The following is a 21,713-nucleotide window of genomic DNA, read 5'->3' as shown; positions in this document are numbered from 1 at the left end:
ATTATGGAAAATTGCGGCGGATCGTTCGAATTTTAGCGGATGAGCGCTTTTTGCCGCGGCTGCGGCGGGTTTGCCGCCAGATCTGGCGATTCCATCCCTTCCGGCAGTTGGGCGGAGTCACATATCCACGACGACGCGGCCGCGGATCTTGCCGTCGACGATGTCGCGCGCGGCATCGACGATGCCGTCGAACCCGATGGTGCTGGACAGGCTGGCGAGCTTCTGCAGATCGAGGTCGGTGCCGATGCGGCGCCATGCCTCGAGGCGGACTGCTTTCGGCGCCATCACTGAATCGATGCCGAGCAATGAGACGCCGCGCAGGATGAAGGGCGCGACGCTGGTCGGCAGGTCCATGCCGCCGGCCAGGCCGCAGGCGGCGACCGCGCCGCCATAGGAGGTCATCGAGAGCACATTGGCCAGCGTGTGGCTGCCGACCGCGTCGATGCCGCCGGCCCAGCGCTCCTTGGCCAGCGGCTTGGCCGGCTGGGCAAGCTCGTCGCGCGATATCACTTCGGCGGCGCCAAGGTCGATCAGATAGGGGCTTTCGGCATTACGGCCGGTGGAAGCAATGACATGGTAGCCGAGGCTGGACAGGATCGAGACCGCAACCGAGCCGACACCGCCGGCCGCCCCCGTCACCACCACCGGGCCGCGATCGGGCAGGATGCCGTGCCGCTCCAGGGCCATGACGCAGAGCATGGCGGTATAGCCTGCGGTGCCGACGGCCATCGCGTCATGCGGGCTGATGCCTTGCGGCAGCGGCACCAGCCAGTCGCCTTTGACGCGGGCGCGGCCAGCATAGGCGCCGAAATGGGTTTCGCCGACGCCCCAGCCGTTCAGAATGACCTTGTCTCCGGTGCGCCAGTCGGGATGGGAAGACGAGATGACGGTGCCGGCGAAATCGATGCCCGGCACCAGCGGCCAGCGGCGGATCACCGGCGCCTTGCCTGTGATCGCCAGGCCATCCTTGTAGTTCACCGTCGTTGCCTCGACCGCGACGGTGACATCGCCTTCCATCAGATCGGCTTCGGTGAGATCGGTCACGGTTACCGACTGCTTTTTCTCGGCGTCGCGCGAAACGAGGATGGCTTTGAAGGTTTCGGACATCTCTTTCTCCTCTTTCTCCGCGATCTTGTTTGACGACATAGACTGTGCGGCGATGGCCGCACGGGGTCAATCTTTGGAAGACTTGGCGTTGGACGGCCCGGGCTCGCGCCGCCAGCCGAACAGCTCGTCGAAGACGACCAGTGCCGCGCCCACCGAAATGAAGGCGTCGGCAAGGTTGAAGACGGCGAAGGACCAGACCGGCGTGTGGAACAGGATGTAGTCGATGACGTGGCCGTAGACGGCGCGGTCGATCAGATTGCCGAGGGCGCCGCCGACGATCAGCGCAAAACCGGTGCGGGCAAGAATCTGGGACGGCGCGATCCGCGTCGCCAGGAACAGCACGAAGGCAACGACCGCGAGCGAGATGACGATCAGCCCGGTGTCGCCGAAGGACGAGAACATCGAGAAGGCGATGCCGGTATTGTAGGTGCGAAACAGCGCCAGGAAGGGCAGCAGATCAACCTTCTCCTGAAAAGGCAGATCGGCCTCGACCAGGTATTTTATCCACTGGTCGAGCGCGATGGCCGCGACGACGAGCAGTGCGTAGGGAGACCATGATCTCACGGGCAGGCAACCTTCATTGCTGGTCCAGGATTGGCTCGAGCTTCAGCGCGCCGCGCCGGATCTCGAACAGCATGATGCCGGTGGCGACGGCCAGATTGAGCGAATCGGCACGGCCCGCTTGCGGAATCCTGAGCAGCCTGTCGCAGCTCGCAGCCAGACTTTCGGGCAGCCCCTGCTGCTCGTTGCCCATCATCAGCAGCACGGGCCCGCGGGAAAAATCGACCGAGCGGTAGTCGACGGCGCCTTTCAGGTGGGTTCCGGCGACGAGGCCTGAGAAGCCGCCCCGCCAGGCAAGGAAAGCCTCGGTTGTCGCCTTGGCCACCGGCACGGCAAAGATCGAACCCATGGTGGCGCGCACCGTCTCCACGGAGAATGGATCAGTGGTATCGCCGACCAGGATGACGCCTTTGGCGCCGACGGCATCGATGGTGCGGATGACGGTGCCGAGATTGCCGGGATCGCGTACCCGGTCGAGAGCCACCCAGACATCGCCATTGTCGGCACGTACATCCTTCAAGGCGAGGAATTTCTGCGAAAAGACGCCTACCACCATTTGCGGATTGTCGCGGCGGGTGATGGCGACCAGCACCTTTTCCGACACTTCTAGCACCATGCCGCCTGCGGCAACCGTGCGTGCGGCAACCTTCTCCACCGCCGCGTTGCCGCGCCCGGCCTTGGCGAAAACCAATGTCCTGATCTGCCAGCCGAGATCGAGCGCATCGATGACCAGCTTCAGCCCCTCGGCCATGAAGGCGTTCTGCTGGTCGCGGAACTTCTTCTGAGCGAGCGCCTTGATGTCCTTGACCAGCGGATTGGCGAGGCTGGTGACCTCTTTCACCTGGCCAGGTGCGCCTGCATGCCGCTCGTTCATTCAGCCACCCAACGCGAAAACAATGAGGTCGAGAGCGCCCGGCCGGCGGACTTTTCACGGATGATCAGCTCACCCGATTCAATCTTGCCGCCCATGCCGGCAAACGTATCGCGCATCAAGGCGTGGATGGCGAAGAAGGAGGCGCGGATCGAATAGGCGGTCAGCACCACGGCAAGCGGCTTCGGCGTCAGGATCGCCCGGCAAAGGTCGGTCAAATCAGGCAGGTCCTCGAACAATTGCCAGACCTCGCCCTTGGGGCCACGGCCATAGGCCGGCGGGTCGAACAGGATGATGTCGTAGCGGCTGCCGCGGCGCTCCTCGCGCTCGGTGAATTTGACCGCGTCGTCGACGATCCAGCGGATCGGCTTGCTGCCGAGGCCGGCCATCTCCTGGTTTTCACGGGCCCAGCCAATTGCCTTCTTCGAGGCATCGACATGGGTGACCTCGGCGCCGGCGCGAGCCGCCACCAATGAGGCGAGACCGGTATAGCCGAACAGGTTCAGCACCTTGACCGGCCGCTTCGCCGCCGCGATCAGCCCGGCCATGTGATCCCAATGGGAGGCCTGCTCGGGAAAGACGCCGACATGACGAAACGAGGTGAAACGGCCGAGATAGTCGATGCCTTCATGCTTCATCGGCCAGGTCTCGCCGAGCGGCAGCTTGGGAAAACGCCAACGGCCGATACCCTCCTCGTCGGTGTCGCCGGTGAAGACGGCGTCGGCGCGCTCCCATTCCTTTGCCGGCAAGGCCTTTTGCCAGATCGCCTGGCCCTCGGGCCGCACGATACGGTAGGGGCCATATTGTTCGAGCTTTTGGCCGGTGCCGCTGTCGAGGAGCGCATAATCGGCATTGGGCGCCACTTCCAGGATCACGGGAAGATGTTCGGCGGGCAGAGCGCCTTCGCGGCGGGCCAGGATGCGCGGCGCCGAGTTCGGTTCGGAACGACTTTCCGTCTTCGCCTCATGGCGCTCGCGCGGTGGCGCTTCCGGTCTGGCGGGAGCCTGGCCGGGACGCGGACGTGACACGTCCGCCGCACCCTTCGCGGATGGATGTGGACGGTTGTCGCGGCGTTTGTCGCGAAAAGACTTCAAGCGGGGCAACTCCGAACGGGGTGGCCGCTTTTGACATAGGGCAACCGGCTTCGCAACCAAGTCCGACAGGTCGGCCTCTCCGGTTCAGGTTGGCCGCGATGGACCAATGTCAATGAAACAGGCAAATCTACCGGATGTCCCGCTCCGAACGCCTGCTCGACCTGATCCAGTGCCTGCGCCGGCATCGCCGGCCGGTGAGCGGGCAAGCGCTGGCCGATGAACTCGGGATTTCGATCCGCACGCTCTACCGCGATATCGCCACGCTGCAGGGCCAGGGCGCGCCGATCGAGGGCGAGGCGGGTGTCGGTTATGTGCTCAAGCCCGGCTTCATGCTGCCGCCGCTGATGTTCAGCGACGAGGAGATCGAAGCCATCGTGCTCGGCTCGCGCTGGGTCGCCAAGCAGCCGGACCAGCGTCTTTCGGCCGCCGCTGCCAACGCGTTGGCCAAGATCGCGGCTGTCCTGCCGGACGGTCTGCGCGAGGATCTCGACGCGAGCACACTGCTGGTCGGCCCTCCCGCCATGGCCATCGAGACCATCGACCTTGGCCTCGTACGGCAGGCCATCCGCAACGAGCGCAAGCTCGGCTTTCTTTACCGCGACGCGGGCGGCGCTGCGTCCGAGCGTGTCGTGTGGCCATTTGCGCTGGGCTTCTTCGACAAGGTGCGGGTGGTGGTGGCGTGGTGCGAGATGCGGCACGATTTCCGGCATTTTCGCACTGATCGCATCACCGAACTCCATGCAACAGATACGCGCTATCCCCATCGTCGCCAGGCGCTGCTCAAGGAATGGCGGGCAACGCTCGACACGCCGCGTGGTTCGTGACGGCTACTGCCAGAAACTGACAGTAGCGCATCCTATGTTCGCCAAGTCGAAACGCTGAACCTTGGAGAGCAGACATGACCACCCCGAATTTCGTCATCCTCTATGTCGACCAGCCGCAGCAGAGCGGCGCCTTCTACAGCGCGCTGCTCGGCCGTGAGCCGGTCGAAAGTTCGCCGACCTTCGTGCTGTTCGTGCTCGATGCCGGCTTCAAGTTCGGCCTGTGGTCGCGCCACACGGCGGAGCCGGCAGCCGCCACGTCAGGCGGTGGCGCCGAAATCGTGTTTGCGCTGGACACGCCCGATGCGGTCGATGCCGCCCATGCCGACTGGTCCGGGCGCGGGCTGACAATCCTGCAGACGCCGACCGACATGGATTTCGGCCGTACTTTTGTCGCGCTCGATCCCGACAATCATCACCTGCGCGTCTATTGGCTGTCCGACGGCGCACAAGCCGATGGTGACCAGAAATGAGCGCGTATTGGATCGCGGTGGCATCGGCCGAACATGTCCGGCGGGGTCGCGCAGCCGGCTTCATGCAGGTCAACCACGGCAAGGCGGCACCGCTGCGTCGCGTCAAGCCAGGCGATGGCATCGTCTACTATTCGCCGACCACTGTTTTGGGCGAGAAAGATGGCCTGCAGGCCTTCACCGCGATCGGCACGGTGCGGGAAGGCGGGCCCTATCAGGGCGATATGGGCGCCGGCTTCACGCCGTTCCGCCGCGATGTTGCGTGGGCTAAGGCCGAGGAAGCGCCGATCAAGCCGCTGCTCGACAAGCTCGAATTCACCGTCGGCAAGTCGAACTGGGGTTATCAGCTTCGCTTTGGCCTTTTCGAAATCGAGGATCACGATTTTCGTGTGGTCGCCGAGGCGATGGGCGCCGAAATGGGTGCAACGGCAAACTAGGCCGTGAGCGCCTTGTAGACGGCAATGCCGGCGGCAAGATCCTCGAGCGCCGCGCCGACCGACTTGAACAGCGTGATCTCACCGGCGCTCTCGCGACCCTTCTTCTGGCCGCGCGCCAATTCGTGCAGATCGGCGACAATGGTTTCCGGCTTCAGCACGCCGGAGGCCAGCGGCTGGACGATGTCGCCGGCTTCCTTGGTGGCGCCGGCGCGGGTGTCGACATAGACGCGGGCAAGCCTGATCGCGTCGTCATCGCTCTCGCGCATCGTCGGCGTAAAGCCTCCGACCAGGTCGACATGGGTTCCCGGCTGCAACAGCGCACCCTTGATCAACGGCGTCGTCGTGATCGTCGCCGAGGAGACGATGTCGGCCCGCCCAAGCTCGGCATCGAGATCGCTCGCCGCGCTGGCTGCAAAACCCTCGGCGCGCAGGTCGGCGGCGACTTTCTCGGCATTGGCCGGGGTGCGGTTCCAGATGCGGATGGTCTTGATCGGCCGCACGGCGGAGTGCGCCTTGGCGAGGAAGGGCGACAGCGCGCCGGCGCCGACCACCAGCAGCCGCGAGGCATCGTCGCGGGCGAGATAGGAGGCCGCGAGTGCCGAAGCGCAGGCGGTGCGCCACTGTGTCAGCCGCTGGCCGTCGATCAAGGCTTCAGGTTCGCCGGTGGCGCCATTGAGCAGGAGATAGAGCCCCATCACCGCCGGCTTGCCGATGGCATTGTTGTCGGGGGACACGGTGACGATCTTGACGCCGACGTGACCGCCGGCCGATGTGCCCGCCGCGTTGAGATCGGTCCAGGCCGGCATCAAAAGCAGTGTGGAGGCGGCACCATCGGGCCGCTCGATCGTATGATGATGCCTGACCGGCTGCACCGCACCGTCGCGAAACGCCATGCGCAGCGTCTCGACCAGCCCGGCAAAGCTCAGGGCATGGTCAACCTCTGCGGCCGAAATGGTCAGCATGCAAAACTCCGTGGGGACAAAACCGCCAACAGGCGGTTCAAGCGGTCGGCTTCGGCAATGCGGACCCGTGGGCTGACCCGTGGGCGGAGCCTGGGGCCGTTCCCGGAGCCTGGCTTTGTGATACCGCCGGCGCACGGCTGACCGCCTGGCGCAGGTTCTCGGCCTCGACGCCGCGCTGGCGCGCCAGCTTGCGATAGCGGCCCTGCTTGACCCAGGTTGCCAGGCTGCCGACGATCATGCCGATGGCGAGTGCCAGGAACAGGAAGATGAACAGCGGCAAAGTCAGGGTCAGCTTCGGATTGCCGGGGTTGAACGGATCCAGCGTGAAGGCGACCAGTTCGCGGTTGGCAACGGCGAGTGCGATCAGGATGATCGCCAGGGGCACGAAGATCACGATGAGCATGAAGCGATTGAACATGATGTTTTCCGTCGGAAGCTGGCCTGTCCGAGAGGCCGTCTGGCGCTGACGCGCGCGCCTACTTGCCGCCGTTCAGCCTTTCACGCAGTTCCTTGCCAGTCTTGAAGAACGGCACCCATTTCTCCTCGACCTCGACGGATTCGCCGGTGCGCGGGTTGCGGCCGGTGCGGGCGGGACGGTTTTTCACCGAAAAAGCGCCGAAGCCGCGCAGTTCGACCCGGTTGCCTTCGGCAAGGGCGTCGGTGATTTCATCGAAAATCGCGCCGACGATGTTTTCGACGTCGCGCAGGAAAAGATGCGGATTGCGCGTGGCAATAATCTGCACAAGTTCGGACTTGATCATGAGACGGATCCCCGTGAAAGCAGTGCGGTCAAAATTATGAGGATGATTTTATTTGCTTTTTTCACTTGCCCCAAACGCATCTCAAGGGTGCCAGACGGAAACGAGACCGTCAAGAAACAAGCGGTCGGCTCCGAGTTCATGGATGACGTCGCCGCTGTAGGCGGGCAGGCCGAGCGCACTGCCGATGGTTTGCGCCATCGCTTTCGAGAACAGGAAGCTGCCGCGCCGTTCGGTATCCTTCCACTCGACGACCTTGAGCTTGGCATCGACGCCCTTGGTGGCCAGCCAGTCGACCGCTACGGCCTCGCCGCCGACGGCGTCGATCAGCCCGTTGGCAACGCCTTGGCGCCCGGTGAATATCGAGCCGTCGGCAAGCGCCAGCGCTTGTTCGTGGGTCATCTTGCGGCGTTCGGCAACGATGTCGACGAACCAGTTGTAACTGTCGAGGATGAGTTTGCGAACCATGGCGCGCTCGTCGTCATTGGTCGGCTTGAAGGGAGAGGGCGCGGCTTTCAGCGGCGAGGATTTCACCTCCTCCAGCTTGACGCCGAGCTTGTCCATCAGGCCGCTGACGTCGGGATACTGGATCAGCACGCCGATCGAGCCGACGATCGAGGTCTTGCGGGCAACGATGTGATCGGCGGCACTGGCGATCATATAGCCCGCCGATGCGGCGAGCGTGCCGACTTCCGCCACCACCGGCTTGTCGGCGGCCAGCTTGCGCACTTCTTCATAGATCGATTCACCGCCAACGGTGGTGCCGCCAGGCGAATCGATCGACAGGATCACCCCTTTCACCTTCGATGAAAGACGGACGGTTTCCAGGCGCTTGATCAGTTCCTCGTCCTCGGTGATCGTGCCTTCGATCTTGACCTTGGCAATATGGTCGACCGTCGAGCCGCCGAAATCGTCGCCATAGAACCAGGTTGAAAGCGCAATCACCCCAAGGGCTACGATGCCTATGGCGACAACGCGCCAGAATGTCAGCTTGCGCCGCAAACGGCGGCGGTCGATCAGGTCGTCGGCTCTCAGTGCCATGGTCAGCCTTTCAGTCGGCGGAAGGGGACGCTTTTAGACCATGATCCTCTCATCGGGAAGCAGTTCTCTTTCCGGCAGTGTCTCAGTCTGAAGTTTGCGCAAACGGCTAATCCTTTGGCCGAGTTGCGCAAACGCCCTATATACCGGCAAAAGGCATAGGAGATTTCATGATCGCCAAACACACAACCGCCGAAGATATGGCTCGAACTGTAGGCGTCGACCCGAACACATTCCGCCAAGCGTTGCGTAATGTGAAGCACCCTCGGAAACGCAACACTGATTGGGAAGTGAAAATTGGCAGCCCATCGTATTCGGGAATGCGCACCGTTCTTGTTGGTCTCATACAGAGGAAGGCGGCCTGACGCCGACCGGATCTAAGCCAAAAGCGTCCCGCCGACGTGATCGGCAACGCCGCATACACGATCGGCCAGGCTGGCCAGGCGGGGCATCCGACATCTCCCCTCACGTTTTTGGGCAATCACCGCGAGGTCGGGCGGCGAGACAGGCGCTGATAAATTTTACGCCGCGTGTCTGTTTCTGCTATGGAGAACACGCAGTTGTGCTGACTTCGTTTTCGTCTGTACAAAGGCGGCTGTCACACTTTTGCAGTTTTCGTGGGCTTGTGCTTGCTTGAAAGCGCCGGCATCCCACCTATAGGCGGTGCTCAAGGGCGGGCAGGGTTAGAAGAAAGCAGTGAATGTTAGCGCGACCTATTGAACCAACCAACGCCGAGGCGGTGTTGGCTTCCCCGGCGGACGGCCGGACGCGCGGCGATGCTTTCGACCGTGCACAGCGTCATTCGCGCCGCGTGCGCGTTCTCAAATTTGCCGTGCCAGTGGCCGCGGCACTGATAGCGGTCGCTTTCCCGATCTATTCCTATCTCGCCGCACCCGTCGCCGTGAAGGTTCAGGCGGAAGGCACTGCCTTTTCCAACGGCAAGCTGGTGATGGCCAATCCCAAGCTCAACGGTTTCACCAAGCAGAAGCAGCCTTATTCGATGACGGCGCTGCGTGCCATTCAGGATGTCAGCACGCAAGGTATCATCGAGCTGGAAGGCATCGACGCCAAGGTGCCGATCGCGCCCGACAATGTGGCGGCGGTCAAGGCCTCGCACGGCACCTACGATCGCGACGGCAATACGATGAACCTGACCAGCGACGTGACGATCACCACGACCGACGGCATGCAGGCCAAGTTCAAATCGGTCTTCCTCGACATGGGCAAAGGCACTATGAAGACGGGAGATCCCGTCGATGTCAGCCGTGGCGGGTCGCGGATCACGGCGGATACGATGTCGGTCCAGGACAATGGCAAGGTTCTGGTTTTCGAGAACAAAGTGCGCGTCAACATCGATTCCGCCGCCTTGAAGGCGGCACAGGGAAACAGCGGAGAAACCAATGCGGCTCAGTAGTTCGACGCGGCTCGCGGCTGCAACTTCAGCGTTGCTGCTGCTCGGACTCGTGCCGTCATGGGCGCAGACGACCAGTCAATCAGGCCTCAAACTGTCCGGCGACAAGCCGATCCAGATCGAGAGCGACAAGCTGGAAGTCCGCCAGGCCGACAGTGTCGCCATCTTCACGGGCAATGTCAGCGTCGTCCAGGGGCCGACATTGATGAAGGCCGGCAAGATGACGGTCTACTACGTCAAGGACCCCAACGCCGCTGCCAAGGGCACGGAGGCCGCGGGTGCGGCGATGACGGGCTCGGCCAACATCGATCACCTGGAGATCTCCGACAAGGTTTACATCAAGTCGGATGCGCAGGTCGCGACCGGCGATCAAGGCAGCTTCGATATGAAGAGCCAGGTGCTGGTGCTTTCGGGCAAAAAGGTCGTTCTGTCGCAAAACGACAATGTTCTGGTAGGCTGCAAGCTTACCGTGCAGATGAAAAGCGGACTGGCTCAGGTGGATCCATGTGCTGGGCAACGCGTCCAGATGTCGATCACGCCGCCGCCGAAATCGGGAGCGACGAACCCCTGATGGCCAGCCTGTCGTCGTTGACGGCGCGTCTTCCGGGACGGGCCGCCGGCAAGCTTTCGGCGCCGGCCACGGTGACCGTCGATGCGGGAAAGTTCAAGGGAACCCTGATCGCCAAGGGGCTGACCAAGAGCTACAAGGGCCGCAAGGTCGTCAGCGGCGTCACCATCGGCGTGCGCGCCGGCGAGGCCGTTGGACTGCTTGGCCCCAACGGCGCCGGCAAGACGACCTGTTTCTACATGGTTACCGGCCTCGTGCCGGTGGATGAAGGCACGATCGAGATCGACGGCTTCGACGTCACGTCGATGCCGATGTACCGTCGCGCACGCCTCGGCATCGGCTATCTGCCGCAGGAAGCATCGATTTTCCGTGGGCTCAATGTCGAGCAGAATATCCGCGCCGTGCTGGAAGTGGTCGAAAAGGACCGCAAGGTGCGCGAGCGCAATCTCGACGAACTGCTCGAGGAATTTCACATCAGCCATCTGCGCAAGGCGCCATCAATGTCGCTTTCGGGCGGCGAGAGGCGACGCCTGGAAATCGCGCGAGCGCTGGCGACGCGTCCGGCCTACATGCTGCTCGACGAGCCTTTCGCCGGCATCGATCCGATCGCTGTCGCCGATATCCAGCAACTGGTGCGCCACCTGACAGCGCGCGGCATCGGCGTCCTCATCACAGATCATAATGTGCGCGAAACGCTCGGCCTGATCGACCGCGCCTACATCATCCATGCCGGCCAGGTGCTGACCCATGGAAGGGCCGACGAGGTGGTGGCAAACCCGGATGTGCGGCGACTTTACCTCGGCGAGGGTTTTACGCTCTGAACGGTTCGTCGTTTCACGGAAAACGCCAATCCGCTCCGTCTTTTCGTTTTGACGCAATTCCCAAGGGAAAGCGCTATGCGCTTTTCCGGGAAAACCGTTTCACACTTTTCCTGGAATTGCTCTGAGCGTGAAATTTGTTTCCTGACACGATTTTTGCGGTTCGCGCGGCGCTTTTTTCTCGATTTTGCTCCGGGATAACGCTCCGGTAAGCGCGTTTTGCTACCAATTGCCTTGACAAGCAAAAGCCGGGCCAGTTTTTATGGCCGGCTGCAAAATTCTTGCCCGGAAGTCGGGATGCGTAGACGAGGCGTGTGAAACCGAACCATGGCGTTGGCGGCCAAACTACAGCTACGACAATCGCAGTCGCTGGTGATGACGCCGCAGCTGATGCAGTCGATTCGGCTGCTGCAGTTCACCCATGTCGAGCTTGAGCATTTCATCGACGAGGAAATCGAGCGCAACCCGCTGCTGGAACGCGCCGAGCCGCAGGACGATGCCGCCAGCGACCAGGCGCAGAAGGTCGAGGCGGAGCCGCAAGCCACCGCCGAAGGCGACTGGTTCGAAAACGAGACGCAGTGGAGCGCCGAGGCGATCTCGGACAAGCTCGACACGTCGCTGGAAAACCTGTTTCCCGACGACCCGGGCACCAGCGAGCGGCTCGGTCCCGACCTGACGGCACAATGGAAGTCGGCTTCGGGCAATGGCGCGGGTTCCTCATCCGAGTGGTTTGATGCGGGCGATATGGCGACTGCTGCGATCACGCTGCGCGACCATGTCGGTGAACAGGTGGCGCTAGCCTTCGCCGATCCGGCTGCACGGCTGATCGCCGCCGAACTCGCCGACGGCCTTGACGAGACCGGCTATCTGCGTGCCGACCTGGCCGAGATCGCCGCTCGTCTCGGTGCGGATGCCGCTGCCGTGGCGAAGGTGCTGGCGGTGTGTCAGACCTTCGAGCCGGCCGGCCTGTTTGCCCGCGACCTAGCCGAATGCCTGTCGCTGCAACTTGCGGTGCGCAACCGGCTCGATCCGGCGATGAAGACGCTGGTCACCAATCTCGAACTCCTGGCACGACGTGACTTTCATGCATTGAAACGGATCTGCGGTGTCGACGAGGAGGATCTGCTCGACATGCTGGCGGAGATCCGGGCGCTCGATCCCCGGCCGGGCATGGCGTTTTCGGGCGGCGCCAGCGACGCGATCGTCGCCGATGTCGAGGTGCGCGCGGCCAATGACGGCAGCTGGACCGTCGAACTCAACGCCGAAACGCTGCCACGCGTACTGGTCGACCATGTCTATTTCGCCCAGGTCTCGCCGCAGGCCAAGAACCAGGCGGAAAAGGATTTTCTGGCCGAATGCCTGCAGAACGCCAACTGGCTGACGCGCAGCCTCGACCAGCGGGCAAAGACCATCCTCAAGGTCGCCTCGGAAATCGTTCGCCAGCAGGATGCCTTCCTCGTCCATGGCGTGCGGCAGCTGAAGCCGCTCAATCTGCGCACGGTGGCCGACGCCATCGGCATGCACGAATCGACGGTCAGCCGGGTCACAGCCAACAAATACATGCTGACGCCGCGCGGCGTGTTCGAGCTCCGGTATTTCTTCACCGCCTCGATCGCCGCCTCGGGCGGCGGCGATGCGCATTCCTCGGAAGCCGTGCGTGACCGCATCAAGCAGTTGATCGACGAGGAAAAACCCGTCGACGTGCTTTCCGACGACGCAATCGTCGACATGTTGCGTGAAAGTGGCGTCGACATTGCAAGGCGTACGGTCGCCAAGTACCGGGAAGGCATGAATATCCCCTCTTCGGTGCAGCGCCGACGCGAGAAACGGGCGATGGCCAGCGCCGGGCGCTGAGCGGGTCGATTTTCCACAGGCCGGCACTTCATTGACAAGCCGCGGTGAAGTGGCTAGAAGCCCGCCCGCATGAGACGGGCTAGATGCCCGCATGCGGATGGTCCGTCACGACGTTGGCCTCGGGACGGTCAAAGGGCGGCTTGTGATCAACCGGAAAGTTTGGATTTAAAATCGGCGCAAGTGACGCCGCAAAGCTTGTGCGCACGGATCACGAGTATAAACTCGGGCCAGTTTGAAGCCTGAGCAAGGAAGGTCAGTTTTCAGATGAATCTGCGCATATCGGGAAAACACATGGACATCGGCGATGCGTTTCGGACACGCATCAATGATCGCGTCGGCGAAGCGATCGGCAAATATTTCGATCGCGGCTTTGCCGGACATGTCACGGTCATCAAATCGGGCTCGCGCTATTCGGCGGACTGCATGATCCGGCTGGATTCCGGCGCTTCGCTGCAGGCCACCGGCGATGCCCAGGATCCGACGCTTGCCTTCGAGGCGGCGGCGGACCGTCTGGAAACCCGCCTGAGGCGCTACAAGCGCAGGCTGAAATCGCACAATTCGGGCGCCGCCAACGGCCAGCCGACCGACATAGCCTACACGGTGATGGCGCCGCTTGCCGATGACGACGAGGACATTCCGGAGAATTTCGCGCCCGCCATCGTCGCCGAATCAACCATGACGCTGAAGACCATGTCGGTGGCGTCGGCGGTCATCGAGCTCGACACCAAGGACAGCCCGGTCTTTGTCTTCCGCAATGCGGGAACCGACCATCTCAACATCGTCTATCGCCGACCCGATGGAAATATCGGCTGGATCGACCCGTCGACGACCAAGGTCGCGCAAGCGTGACGACAAAGGTCGCACGGTGACGACAAAGGTCGCACGGCAATAAGAGCCGGCCACACGAGGGGTGGGGACTGGTGACGGCAGGCGAACAAGGGATTTTCAAGCATGGATCTGAGCGATCTTATCAACGTTCCGGCGATATTGCCGGCGTTGAAGGCGAACTCCAAGAAGCAGCTGCTGCAATTGCTGTCCGAACGGGCAGCGGCGATTTCCGGTATTCCGGAGCGGGAGGTGTTCGACACCATCCTGCAGCGTGAGCGGCTGGGTTCGACCGGCGTCGGCAACGGCATCGCCATTCCGCACGGCAAGCTGGCTGGCGTGAAGCGCATCGCAGGTGTTTTCGCCCGGCTGGAGACGCCTGTCGATTTCGAATCGCTGGATGATCAGCCCGTCGATCTCGTGTTTCTGCTATTGGCGCCGGAAGGGGCGGGCGCCGACCACCTCAAGGCACTGTCGCGCATCGCGCGGGTGCTGCGCGATGCCGACACGGTAGCCAAGATCAGGGGTACGCGCGACGCCGCCGCTATCCACGCGCTTTTGTCGGACACCCAGGCTTCGCACGCAGCCTGAATTTCGAGAATGATATCGCCACAGGGCCGCCATGGGCGGCCCTTTTCCGTTTCAGTCGGAATCGCTGTCAGTGAATGGCGACGGTGGTCAGGTCGTTTTCCATGGCGCCGGCCAGAGCGCGGTCACGCGCATCGGAAAGCAGGATCGGCTGACCATTGGCGGCAAACAAGGCCCACAGTTCCATGCCGGGGGCGATTTCGCCGAGATTGGGGAAACGGCCGAGCAATTCGTCGCTCGAGACCTTTCTGAGATAAGCGACCGAGCCTTCGCCGAGATGAGCGAATTCGCCATTGGTCATGGTGATGTTTTCAGTTCTGGTCATTTCAAAGCCTCCTTGGCGCGAGGACGCCGCTCAAGGCCATCCCGCATGAGAGCCATTCAATTTGCTGCATCGTGCTTTCGAAAAATCGGTGCCGATTTTCCGGCCGATGCAGTGGTAAAGATCAGTCTTTCACCGATATGTTTATTTTCCGTACCAGCCGTTCGGACTCCGGCCGATCGAGGTCGATCGACAAAAGACCGTTCTTCAACTCCGCCGCGATCACCCGCATGCCGTCGGCCAGCACGAAACAGCGCTGGAACTGGCGCGCGGCGATGCCGCGATGAAGAAATTCGCGCTCGGTGTCGTCGGTCTGACGGCCGCGCACGACCAGCTGGTTTTCCTCCGTGGTGACATCGAGATCGCTTTCGGCGAAACCGGCGACCGCCAATGTAATGCGCAACCTTTCGGTCTTGCCGTCGGCGCCGCTGAGGCGTTCGATGTTGTAGGGAGGGTAGCTGTCGCCGGATTTCGCCAAGCGTTCCAGGGTCTTTTCCATGGCGTCGAAGCCAAGCAGAAGCGGGCTGGAAAAAGGCGTCATTCGGCTCATGTTACACTGTCCTCTCAAGAGCGACATAAAGTGGAAAAACCCAGATGGCATTTTTCCCGATGGCCTTGATATGGTCCGCCCCGCGACCAAGTTCAAGCCGTCAACAGACCCGCCCAAAAAGACCAGGCCGTGGACTCACAGGAATGATCGGCATGGCGCTTGAAACGGCGAGCAGATGCAAGGAGAAGCGCGCAGGTCGGGGATCGTCTTCCCCGGTCGAGCGGTTCGGCATGGCAGCTCGCGGCCGCTTCGGCGTCATTTGGATGTTTCGATCGGATCGGTTCAAGCCCACGACCTCGCCAAACAAGGAATTGAAATGCCCCAGTCACGCAAGATCATCATCGACACGGATCCCGGCCAGGATGATGCCGTCGCCATATTGCTGGCGCTCGGCAGCTCCGAACTGGAGATCGTCGGCATATCAGCCGTTGCCGGAAACGTGCCGCTGAAGCTTACCGAAAAGAATGCCCGCAAGATCTGCGAGTTGGCCGGCCGCCCGGACATCAAGGTCTATGCCGGCGCCATCCGGCCCCTGATGCGCGAACTGGTCACCGCTGAGGAAGTGCATGGCAAGACCGGCCTCAACGGACCGCAATTGGCCGAACCGACGATGAAGCTGCAGGACCAGTACGCGGTCGATTTCATCGTCCAGACGCTGATGAGCGAAGAAAGCGGCACGATCACGCTGTGCGCGCTCGGCCCGCTCACCAACATTGCGCTGGCGCTGATCCGCGAGCCGCGCATCGCACCACGCATCAAGGAAATCGTGCTGATGGGCGGCGGCTTCTTCGAAGGCGGCAACGTCACCCCGACCGCCGAATTTAACATCTATGTCGATCCGCAGGCCGCCGATGTCGTGCTCAAATCCGGCATCCCGATCGTGATGATGCCCCTCGATGTCACCCATAAGGCGCTGACCACTGCCAAGCGCACGCAAACCTTCCGCGCGCTCGGCACCAAGGTCGGCACCGCCACCGCCGAGATGCTGGAGTTCTTCGAGCGCTTCGACGAGGAGAAATATGGCACCGACGGCGGCCCGCTGCACGACCCTTGCGTCATCGCCTATCTGTTGAAGCCGGACCTGTTCAAGGGCCGCAACTGCAACGTCAGCGTGGAAACCGCCTCGGAACTGACCATGGGGATGACCGTGATCGACTGGTGGGGCGTCACCAAACGGCCGAAGAACGCCATGGTGATGCGCGACATCGACCATGACGGCTTTTTCGCGTTGCTGGTGGAGAGGCTGGGGCGGCTTAACTGATCGTCAGAACAGGCTGAACTTGTGAGCACGCGTCTTCACCGATTGAGAAACCGATAGGTGTCTCCGCCGCGCTTATGATGTTGCCGCTCGATGGGGATGGCCGAACCGACGAGGTGCGGCATCCCCACTTCGTTGTCGATGGATGTCACCGCGTTGTTGCCATCAAGGCGGACGTCGTATGTGTAATACAGCCCACGCCCGGCAGCCATCTTCGGGTTGATGGGCATTAACCTGACATACTCGACGGTGCCCATCACATGCTGAGTTGCCACCACCGGATTGTCCTGATTCATCGCAATTGGGATCAACGCCGCCAGAGGCAGTGTGCAGAAGAAAGTGACACCGATAACCGCGTCGCGGTATTCTGCCTGAAACAGAAGCAGGCGGTTTTGAGAGAAAATGCTGTCGCCATCGTTCAATTCACGAATCGGTAGAAGACGAAGCCATTGTCGCGCGTGACGCGCTCAATGCTTGTGCGCGAGCCGATCAGATGCGGGCGATCGTCATCGATAAGGACAGACGAACCGTTCTCGATAGAGACCAGGTATATGCCGCGGCCATGGTCCAACTGGACACTTTCGACGTTTGCGTCGAATGTGTCGACCGATCCGATCGGGCTGACGTCATTGGCCCATCTGTTAAGGGTCGAGGGAACCATCACCGCAAACACGGCAACGATCAAGATCACGCCGGGTGCGTTCCTTTTCAAATCCGTGACATCGATATGAATCCCCAGTGCGGATTCATGTGGTAGCGTGGAGGGTGACTTTCAATCGGCCCTCATGTCCCCGGCTCATACAGCGGTCGGGGCCGGCTGTTCGTGGACATTACTTCGCCTTTGAAAACGCCAACCACAGGCCGCCGCCGACCATGAAGCTGCCGCTGATCCTCGACAAAAGCTTGATGCGGCTGGCCGACAGCAGGCGCCCGGCGCGGCCGGCGGCCAGTGCATAGGTCGAATCCGACATGGCGGCGAAGATCATGGCGGTGAGGCCCATGACGGCGATCTGCAGCGAGTAGTTGCCTTGCGGCGAAATGAACTGCGGAAAGAAGGCGCCGAAGAAAATCAGCGTCTTGGGATTGCTGAGCGCCACCAGCAGGCCCTGCAGGAAGAAGCCGCCGCGTGGCTTTCTCGCAGTTCCATCGGCATTCAGCGTGCCTTTGGAACGGAACATCTGCACACCCATCCAGATCAGATAGGCGGCGCCGATCAGCCTGACCCACTCGAACCAGTGGCCCATGCCTGCGATCAGTGTGTTGAGGCCGATGCCGACGATGGCGATCATCACGGCAAGCCCGGCCTGCGTGCCGGCGACATTGGCGAGGCCGGCGCGCGAGCCATGGCGAATGCTGTTGGCGATGATCAGCGTGACCGTCGGACCGGGCACCAGGATGATAACGATGCAAGCGAGGACATAGGCAGCGTAGAGTTCGAGCGACATGATTTTTCCCCAGGAATACCGCCGAGGCGGCGCGGTTGAGGGTAATCAATGCATAGCGGCGCAGCCGGTGCAAGCCGTTACCTAGCGCCCTGCGACACGCCAGTCCGCCCGGTTCAGGCGCCGGCCTGCCAGGGCAGTGTAGCCTCATAGGCCGACGCCGCCTTGAGTACGGCGAGGTCATCGCGTGGCCGGCCGATCAGCTGCATGCCCATCGGCCTACCCTTGTCGTCGAAGCCGACCGGCACGTTGACCGCCGGGCAGCCGCCTAGGGTCGCGAAGGCGGAAACCTGCATCCAGCGGTGGTAGCTGTCCATTGCGCGTCCGGCGACCTCACGGGGCCAATGTGTGCCCATGTCGAAGGGGAAGACCTGCGCCGTCGGCAGCGCAATCAGGTCATAGCGGTCGAAGATCGACAGCAGCATGCGATGCCAGGATGTACGGGTCACGGAGGCGGCGCGGATCTGCGGCGCCGTCAGCCGCATTGCGTTCTCCACTTCCCAGATGGCTTCCGGCTTGAGCAGGCCGCGCTTCGCGGGATCGTCATAGTGGGTTTTGAGCGCACAGCCGCTGCTGGCCTGGCGCAGCGTCACGAAGGCCTGCCACAGCGCTTCGAAATCGAAATCCGGCAGCAGGGGTTCGGTCGTGAAGGACGCTTCCGCAAAGCGGCCAAGTGCCGCCTCGCACAGGCCGAGAATGCCTGTTTCAACCGGCAGATGACCGCGGAGGTCACCGAGCCAGGCGATGCGGCCACCAGTTGCCGGTATTCCAAGCCCTTCGAGGAACGAGCCGGGTTTCTCGTAGGACAATGGCGCGTGCGGATGATAACCGGCCTGCACATCGAGCAGCAGTGCCATGTCACGGACGTTGCGGCCCATCGGCCCGTCGACGCCCATCTGCGCATGGAAGACTTCGAAATCGGGTCCGCCGGGAACAAGTCCTTGCGACGGGCGGAAGCCAAAAACATTGTTCCAGGCGGCCGGGTTGCGCAGCGAGCCGCCGAAGTCGCTGCCATCGGCGACGGGCACCATGTCGAGCGCCAGGGCCACCGCCGCGCCACCGCTCGAGCCCCCGGCGGTCAGGGCCGGATCGAAGGCGTTCAGCGTCGGCCCGAACACGGCATTGTAGGTGTTAGAGCCAAGCCCGAATTCGGGGACGTTGGTCTTTCCGATGATGATGGCGCCGGCATTGCGGATACGCTCGACGAAGAAATCGTCTTCCTGCGGCACGAAATCGGCGAAGATCGGCGAGCCGAAGGAGGTCCTGAGGCCCGTGGTCGAGGCGAGATCCTTGATGGCCATCGGCAGGCCGAAGAGCGGACCCGCGGCTTCGGCTCGCGTTGGGCTGGCATCGGCCGCATCGGCTTCGCGCAGGATATGGGCGCGATCGCGCAAGGAGACGATGGCGTTGACCAGCGGATTGACCGCCTCGATGCGATCGAGGAATGCCGCCACCACCTCGCGCACGGAAAGCTCTCTCTCCCGGATCGCGCCGGCGAGCTCGACCGCGGACAGGCGGCAGATGTCGCCTGCCGGCGGCACGGCATGTTTCGTTTGAGGGCGCAGCATTTTAACGGGTTTCCTGCAGCGCCTGATCGACGTCTCTGGCGAGCGGGATCGCCGGTTGGGCGCCAGGCTTCAGGCAGGCCAGCGAACCGGCCGCGCCGGCACGCGCCAGCGCCTGTTCGAGCGTGAGGCCCGACGACAGGCTGGCGGCGAAATAGCCGCAGAACGTATCGCCGGCCCCGACCGTGTCGACAGGGGTGATCTTGCGTGCCGGAACGGTGAGGAAATCACTCGGTGTCGCCGCCATCACGCCGTCGCCGCCGAGCGTGACGACGACGGTGCGGCCGGTCTTTCCGGCAAAGTCGCGCATGCGGGCCGCCCGGTCGCGGCCTTGCAGCGACAGCGCTTCGCCATAGAGGTCGAACTCGGTTTCGTTGGCGACGACATAGTCGGCCTTGTCGAGAAAGCCGGCTGCCTGCCCCTGGAAAGGGGCGGTGTTGAGCACGGTGATGGCGCCGGCCGCCCTTGCCTGGTCGAGGGCGGCATCGACGGTGCCCAGCGGAATCTCATTTTGCAGCAGCACGACGTCGCCTTTTTTCAGAAAGGCCTTGGAGAGATCGCCGGGCACTACGGAAGCGTTGGCGCCCGGCACCACGGCGATGATGTTCTCGCCGTCGTCGGCGACCATGATCAGTGCCGTGCCGGTCGAGGCGTGAGTCTCGGCAACGCCGGACAGGTCGACCTTGCCGTCGCGCAGCAATGCCAGCGCCTCGGCGGCGAAGCTGTCCCTGCCGACGGCGCCGACCATGCGCACCGAGGCGCCGGCGCGTGCGGCGGCCAGCGCCTGGTTGGCGCCCTTGCCCCCAGGTGCGGTGGTGAAGGCCGAGCCGCCTACCGTCTCGCCGGGGCTAGGCAAGCGGTCGACCTTGGCAATAAGGTCGAGGTTGATCGAACCGATGACGATAATCAAGCAAGGCCTCCTGGCAACGCAAATTCAAATGTCGGAGCATCCTTGTGCGTCCAAGCGAACCCAGGTCGTTCCGATTGCGCGGAAGCTAACCTGTAAGGCCGCGGCTTGCCAGACCACGCGCATGGTCCAGCCCGATTTGGGTGTCGTGGCCTTATTCGCAGCGCACGGTGACCGTGCCCTGATAGTTGCCGGCGGGAAAGATACCGCTCGACCTGGTGGCGGTGAGGTCGACCTGCATCGTGTGGGTGCCGTTGGCAACCCTCTGCGGCACACTTCCGTTGACATCGGCCCCCGAGCCATCGAGGCGGAAGACCGAAGCGAAGGTCACGTTGGTGCCGCCGCCGCTCGGCGCGGACGAGAATGCGGCAGGCGCCGGCGCCGAAACCGAATAGCAGTCAAGCAGGTTAAGTATCGAGCACAACAGGGAGCTTGCCACCACGGCGGCGCTGGCGCTCGATCCGCCTGCCTGTTTGGAGCCCAGTATGCTGATGGCGGGATTGGCCTTCATCGTTCCGGACGCCCCGACCATGATGGTGCAGGTGCCGATGATCGCCGCCTGCACTGGAAGGCAGGAGCCGGCAAGTGCTGCCATCGCAAGCAGCGCGCGACTACTGCTTCTTCTTTTTCTTGCCATCACCACTTCCGGTCCTGATGCTCCAGCCTTCGTTGGCCCACCCCGGTGATGCGGCCGTGGGGGCGCTGGCGGCCACGCTCGCCGTCTGGCCGTCGGCGCCGAGGCCCATTTTGAGGAGCTTCAGCTCCAGCTGCAGGCGCTCGACCTCAAGTTCATAGAGACGGCTGCAATCGACGCGCTTCGGCGTACGCCCGATCGGGATCACCACGCGGCCGTAAGTGGCGACATCATTGTTGGACTGGCTGTTGCCTCTGATGACGCCGAGATCGACATAGGCGCCGGAGCCTGAGACGGCGGACCGGCAAGTGGTGCCGTCCGCGGCATGGACCTCGTCCTGGCCCTGAGGCAAGGTGACGCCGGGCAGGTTGAAGCCGCTCTCGTTCTGATTGAGGTTGTAGACATCCTCGGCCAGTACCGGCGAGATAGCCGCCGACGCAGCCGCGAGCGCGAATGTCAGGATTTGCGGCGCCCAAAAAACTTTCCGCATATCTGTGCCCTTATCTGCGTCTGTTGATTGGGAAAGGGGATGCTTTCGGTACAGATACGCACTTTACGCTCGGTGGCGCCGTCAAAAGGCACAACCACGAGGACAGACCGGGAGGCCTGGGAAGCCAGCTGGAAGACATCTGGAGAGATTCTGGCATCTACCGGCTGAAAATCCTGATCGTAGACATGGATTTCGACCCGGATCTTCCGGTTGTAGGGATTGGCGGGGAAGACGCGAACCGCGAAGACGTCGGTGAAGCTGTTGATCTCGCCACGCATCGGCGACATCGACTGGGCCTTGGCGGCAATGGGCGCCAATCCGACGGCCAGTGCCGTCGCCAGGATTCGAGCATGTTTCACGAC

The 21,713-nt window shown here is 62.6% G+C and carries 29 protein-coding genes; 11 read left to right on the top strand and 18 right to left on the bottom strand.

Annotated features, from left to right (window positions below):
- Positions 1–117 precede the first annotated feature (117 nt).
- From acuI to NKH52_RS03755, 4 genes are all read right to left on the bottom strand, one after another.
- Positions 118–1,107: an acrylyl-CoA reductase (NADPH) gene (gene acuI / locus NKH52_RS03770; RefSeq protein ID WP_352728147.1), complete on the bottom strand. Its 990-nt coding sequence runs from the start codon at positions 1,105–1,107 to the stop codon at positions 118–120.
- 66 nt (positions 1,108–1,173) lie between these two features.
- Positions 1,174–1,671, bottom strand: coding sequence for a signal peptidase II (gene lspA / locus NKH52_RS03765; RefSeq protein WP_352728149.1), 498 nt, complete (start codon positions 1,669–1,671; stop codon positions 1,174–1,176).
- Positions 1,672–1,684: 13 nt separating this feature from the next.
- Positions 1,685–2,542, bottom strand: a complete 858-nt coding sequence (locus NKH52_RS03760; RefSeq protein ID WP_352728151.1) for a TrmH family RNA methyltransferase — start codon at positions 2,540–2,542, stop codon at positions 1,685–1,687.
- A complete protein-coding gene (locus NKH52_RS03755) occupies positions 2,539–3,633 on the bottom strand; it encodes an RsmD family RNA methyltransferase (RefSeq protein WP_352728152.1) in 1,095 nt (364 codons plus the stop codon). Before NKH52_RS03755 ends, NKH52_RS03760 begins: the two co-directional genes overlap by 4 nt.
- Before the next feature lie 134 nt (positions 3,634–3,767).
- Between NKH52_RS03755 and NKH52_RS03750 the strand changes: the two genes are divergently transcribed.
- From NKH52_RS03750 to NKH52_RS03740, 3 genes are all read left to right on the top strand, one after another.
- A complete protein-coding gene (locus NKH52_RS03750; protein ID WP_352728154.1) occupies positions 3,768–4,457 on the top strand; it encodes a helix-turn-helix transcriptional regulator in 690 nt (229 codons plus the stop codon).
- Between the two features lie 74 nt (positions 4,458–4,531).
- Complete coding sequence (locus NKH52_RS03745; protein WP_352728156.1) at positions 4,532–4,927, top strand: VOC family protein; 396 nt, start codon at positions 4,532–4,534, stop codon at positions 4,925–4,927.
- Complete coding sequence (locus tag NKH52_RS03740; protein ID WP_352728158.1) at positions 4,924–5,361, top strand: EVE domain-containing protein; 438 nt, start codon at positions 4,924–4,926, stop codon at positions 5,359–5,361. The genes NKH52_RS03745 and NKH52_RS03740 overlap by 4 nt, the downstream gene beginning before the upstream one ends.
- Here the strand turns inward: NKH52_RS03740 and lhpI are convergent.
- The 4 genes from lhpI to sppA form a co-directional block, all read right to left on the bottom strand.
- Positions 5,358–6,323, bottom strand: a complete 966-nt coding sequence (lhpI, locus tag NKH52_RS03735) for a bifunctional Delta(1)-pyrroline-2-carboxylate/Delta(1)-piperideine-2-carboxylate reductase (RefSeq protein WP_352728160.1) — start codon at positions 6,321–6,323, stop codon at positions 5,358–5,360. The genes NKH52_RS03740 and lhpI overlap by 4 nt on opposite strands.
- A 37-nt stretch (positions 6,324–6,360) precedes the next feature.
- Positions 6,361–6,741 carry a LapA family protein gene (locus NKH52_RS03730; RefSeq protein WP_352728162.1) on the bottom strand — a complete coding sequence of 127 codons (381 nt, stop codon included), beginning with the start codon at positions 6,739–6,741 and terminating at the stop codon, positions 6,361–6,363.
- 58 nt (positions 6,742–6,799) lie between these two features.
- Complete coding sequence (locus NKH52_RS03725) at positions 6,800–7,084, bottom strand: integration host factor subunit beta (protein WP_006200394.1); 285 nt, start codon at positions 7,082–7,084, stop codon at positions 6,800–6,802.
- Between the two features lie 81 nt (positions 7,085–7,165).
- Positions 7,166–8,122, bottom strand: coding sequence for a signal peptide peptidase SppA (gene sppA, locus NKH52_RS03720; protein WP_352728164.1), 957 nt, complete (start codon positions 8,120–8,122; stop codon positions 7,166–7,168).
- 167 nt (positions 8,123–8,289) lie between these two features.
- On the opposite strand from sppA, the gene NKH52_RS03715 reads away from it, so the two are divergent.
- The 7 genes from NKH52_RS03715 to ptsN all read left to right on the top strand — a co-directional run bounded on the left by NKH52_RS03715 (position 8,290) and on the right by ptsN (position 14,186).
- Positions 8,290–8,484, top strand: a complete 195-nt coding sequence (locus NKH52_RS03715) for a hypothetical protein (RefSeq protein ID WP_127296383.1) — start codon at positions 8,290–8,292, stop codon at positions 8,482–8,484.
- 335 nt (positions 8,485–8,819) lie between these two features.
- Positions 8,820–9,533 (top strand): LPS export ABC transporter periplasmic protein LptC, encoded by a 714-nt coding sequence (gene lptC, locus NKH52_RS03710; RefSeq protein WP_127296382.1) that lies wholly within the window; start codon positions 8,820–8,822, stop codon positions 9,531–9,533.
- A complete protein-coding gene (locus NKH52_RS03705; protein ID WP_023812537.1) occupies positions 9,520–10,101 on the top strand; it encodes an LptA/OstA family protein in 582 nt (193 codons plus the stop codon). The genes lptC and NKH52_RS03705 overlap by 14 nt, the downstream gene beginning before the upstream one ends.
- On the top strand, positions 10,101–10,919 hold the full coding sequence (gene lptB / locus NKH52_RS03700; protein ID WP_013529586.1) for an LPS export ABC transporter ATP-binding protein: 819 nt from the start codon (positions 10,101–10,103) through the stop codon (positions 10,917–10,919). Before NKH52_RS03705 ends, lptB begins: the two co-directional genes overlap by 1 nt.
- A gap of 324 nt (positions 10,920–11,243) precedes the next feature.
- On the top strand, positions 11,244–12,770 hold the full coding sequence (gene rpoN, locus NKH52_RS03695) for an RNA polymerase factor sigma-54 (protein WP_352728166.1): 1,527 nt from the start codon (positions 11,244–11,246) through the stop codon (positions 12,768–12,770).
- 264 nt (positions 12,771–13,034) lie between these two features.
- Positions 13,035–13,619 (top strand): ribosome hibernation-promoting factor, HPF/YfiA family, encoded by a 585-nt coding sequence (gene hpf, locus NKH52_RS03690; protein ID WP_013529588.1) that lies wholly within the window; start codon positions 13,035–13,037, stop codon positions 13,617–13,619.
- Between the two features lie 102 nt (positions 13,620–13,721).
- Entirely contained in the window at positions 13,722–14,186 is a 465-nt protein-coding gene (gene ptsN, locus NKH52_RS03685) for a PTS IIA-like nitrogen regulatory protein PtsN (protein WP_013529589.1), read from the top strand.
- A 67-nt stretch (positions 14,187–14,253) separates the two neighbouring features.
- On the opposite strand, the gene NKH52_RS03680 is transcribed toward ptsN, so the two are convergent.
- Together NKH52_RS03680 and NKH52_RS03675 are read right to left on the bottom strand one after the other, a co-directional pair.
- Positions 14,254–14,508 (bottom strand): BQ00720 family protein, encoded by a 255-nt coding sequence (locus NKH52_RS03680; RefSeq protein ID WP_023760740.1) that lies wholly within the window; start codon positions 14,506–14,508, stop codon positions 14,254–14,256.
- Positions 14,509–14,629: 121 nt separating this feature from the next.
- A complete protein-coding gene (locus tag NKH52_RS03675) occupies positions 14,630–15,055 on the bottom strand; it encodes an Hsp20 family protein (RefSeq protein ID WP_023760739.1) in 426 nt (141 codons plus the stop codon).
- 316 nt (positions 15,056–15,371) lie between these two features.
- On the opposite strand from NKH52_RS03675, the gene NKH52_RS03670 reads away from it, so the two are divergent.
- Complete coding sequence (locus NKH52_RS03670) at positions 15,372–16,316, top strand: nucleoside hydrolase (RefSeq protein ID WP_352728168.1); 945 nt, start codon at positions 15,372–15,374, stop codon at positions 16,314–16,316.
- Between the two features lie 35 nt (positions 16,317–16,351).
- On the opposite strand, the gene NKH52_RS03665 is transcribed toward NKH52_RS03670, so the two are convergent.
- The 8 genes from NKH52_RS03665 to NKH52_RS03630 all read right to left on the bottom strand — a co-directional run bounded on the left by NKH52_RS03665 (position 16,352) and on the right by NKH52_RS03630 (position 21,710).
- A complete protein-coding gene (locus NKH52_RS03665; protein WP_352728170.1) occupies positions 16,352–16,735 on the bottom strand; it encodes a hypothetical protein in 384 nt (127 codons plus the stop codon).
- On the bottom strand, positions 16,732–17,004 hold the full coding sequence (locus NKH52_RS03660) for a hypothetical protein (protein ID WP_352728171.1): 273 nt from the start codon (positions 17,002–17,004) through the stop codon (positions 16,732–16,734). Before NKH52_RS03660 ends, NKH52_RS03665 begins: the two co-directional genes overlap by 4 nt.
- Positions 17,005–17,143: 139 nt before the next feature.
- Complete coding sequence (locus tag NKH52_RS03655) at positions 17,144–17,758, bottom strand: LysE family translocator (RefSeq protein WP_352728172.1); 615 nt, start codon at positions 17,756–17,758, stop codon at positions 17,144–17,146.
- Positions 17,759–17,871: 113 nt separating this feature from the next.
- Positions 17,872–19,323 (bottom strand): amidase, encoded by a 1,452-nt coding sequence (locus NKH52_RS03650; protein WP_352728174.1) that lies wholly within the window; start codon positions 19,321–19,323, stop codon positions 17,872–17,874.
- 1 nt (position 19,324) lies between these two features.
- Entirely contained in the window at positions 19,325–20,230 is a 906-nt protein-coding gene (locus NKH52_RS03645) for a ribokinase (RefSeq protein WP_352728176.1), read from the bottom strand.
- A 151-nt stretch (positions 20,231–20,381) separates the two neighbouring features.
- Positions 20,382–20,864, bottom strand: coding sequence for a hypothetical protein (locus NKH52_RS03640; RefSeq protein WP_352728178.1), 483 nt, complete (start codon positions 20,862–20,864; stop codon positions 20,382–20,384).
- Positions 20,839–21,351, bottom strand: coding sequence for a hypothetical protein (locus tag NKH52_RS03635; protein WP_352440869.1), 513 nt, complete (start codon positions 21,349–21,351; stop codon positions 20,839–20,841). The genes NKH52_RS03640 and NKH52_RS03635 overlap by 26 nt, the downstream gene beginning before the upstream one ends.
- Positions 21,318–21,710, bottom strand: a complete 393-nt coding sequence (locus tag NKH52_RS03630) for a hypothetical protein (RefSeq protein WP_352728353.1) — start codon at positions 21,708–21,710, stop codon at positions 21,318–21,320. Before NKH52_RS03630 ends, NKH52_RS03635 begins: the two co-directional genes overlap by 34 nt.
- Between the last annotated feature and the right edge of the window lie 3 nt (positions 21,711–21,713).

The sequence above is a fragment of the Mesorhizobium sp. M1066 genome (genome assembly GCF_040318635.1).
Taxonomy (GTDB): domain Bacteria; phylum Pseudomonadota; class Alphaproteobacteria; order Rhizobiales; family Rhizobiaceae; genus Mesorhizobium.
The sequence above is the reverse complement of the archived record's forward strand: the minus strand, read 5'-3'. Positions and strand labels throughout refer to the sequence as shown.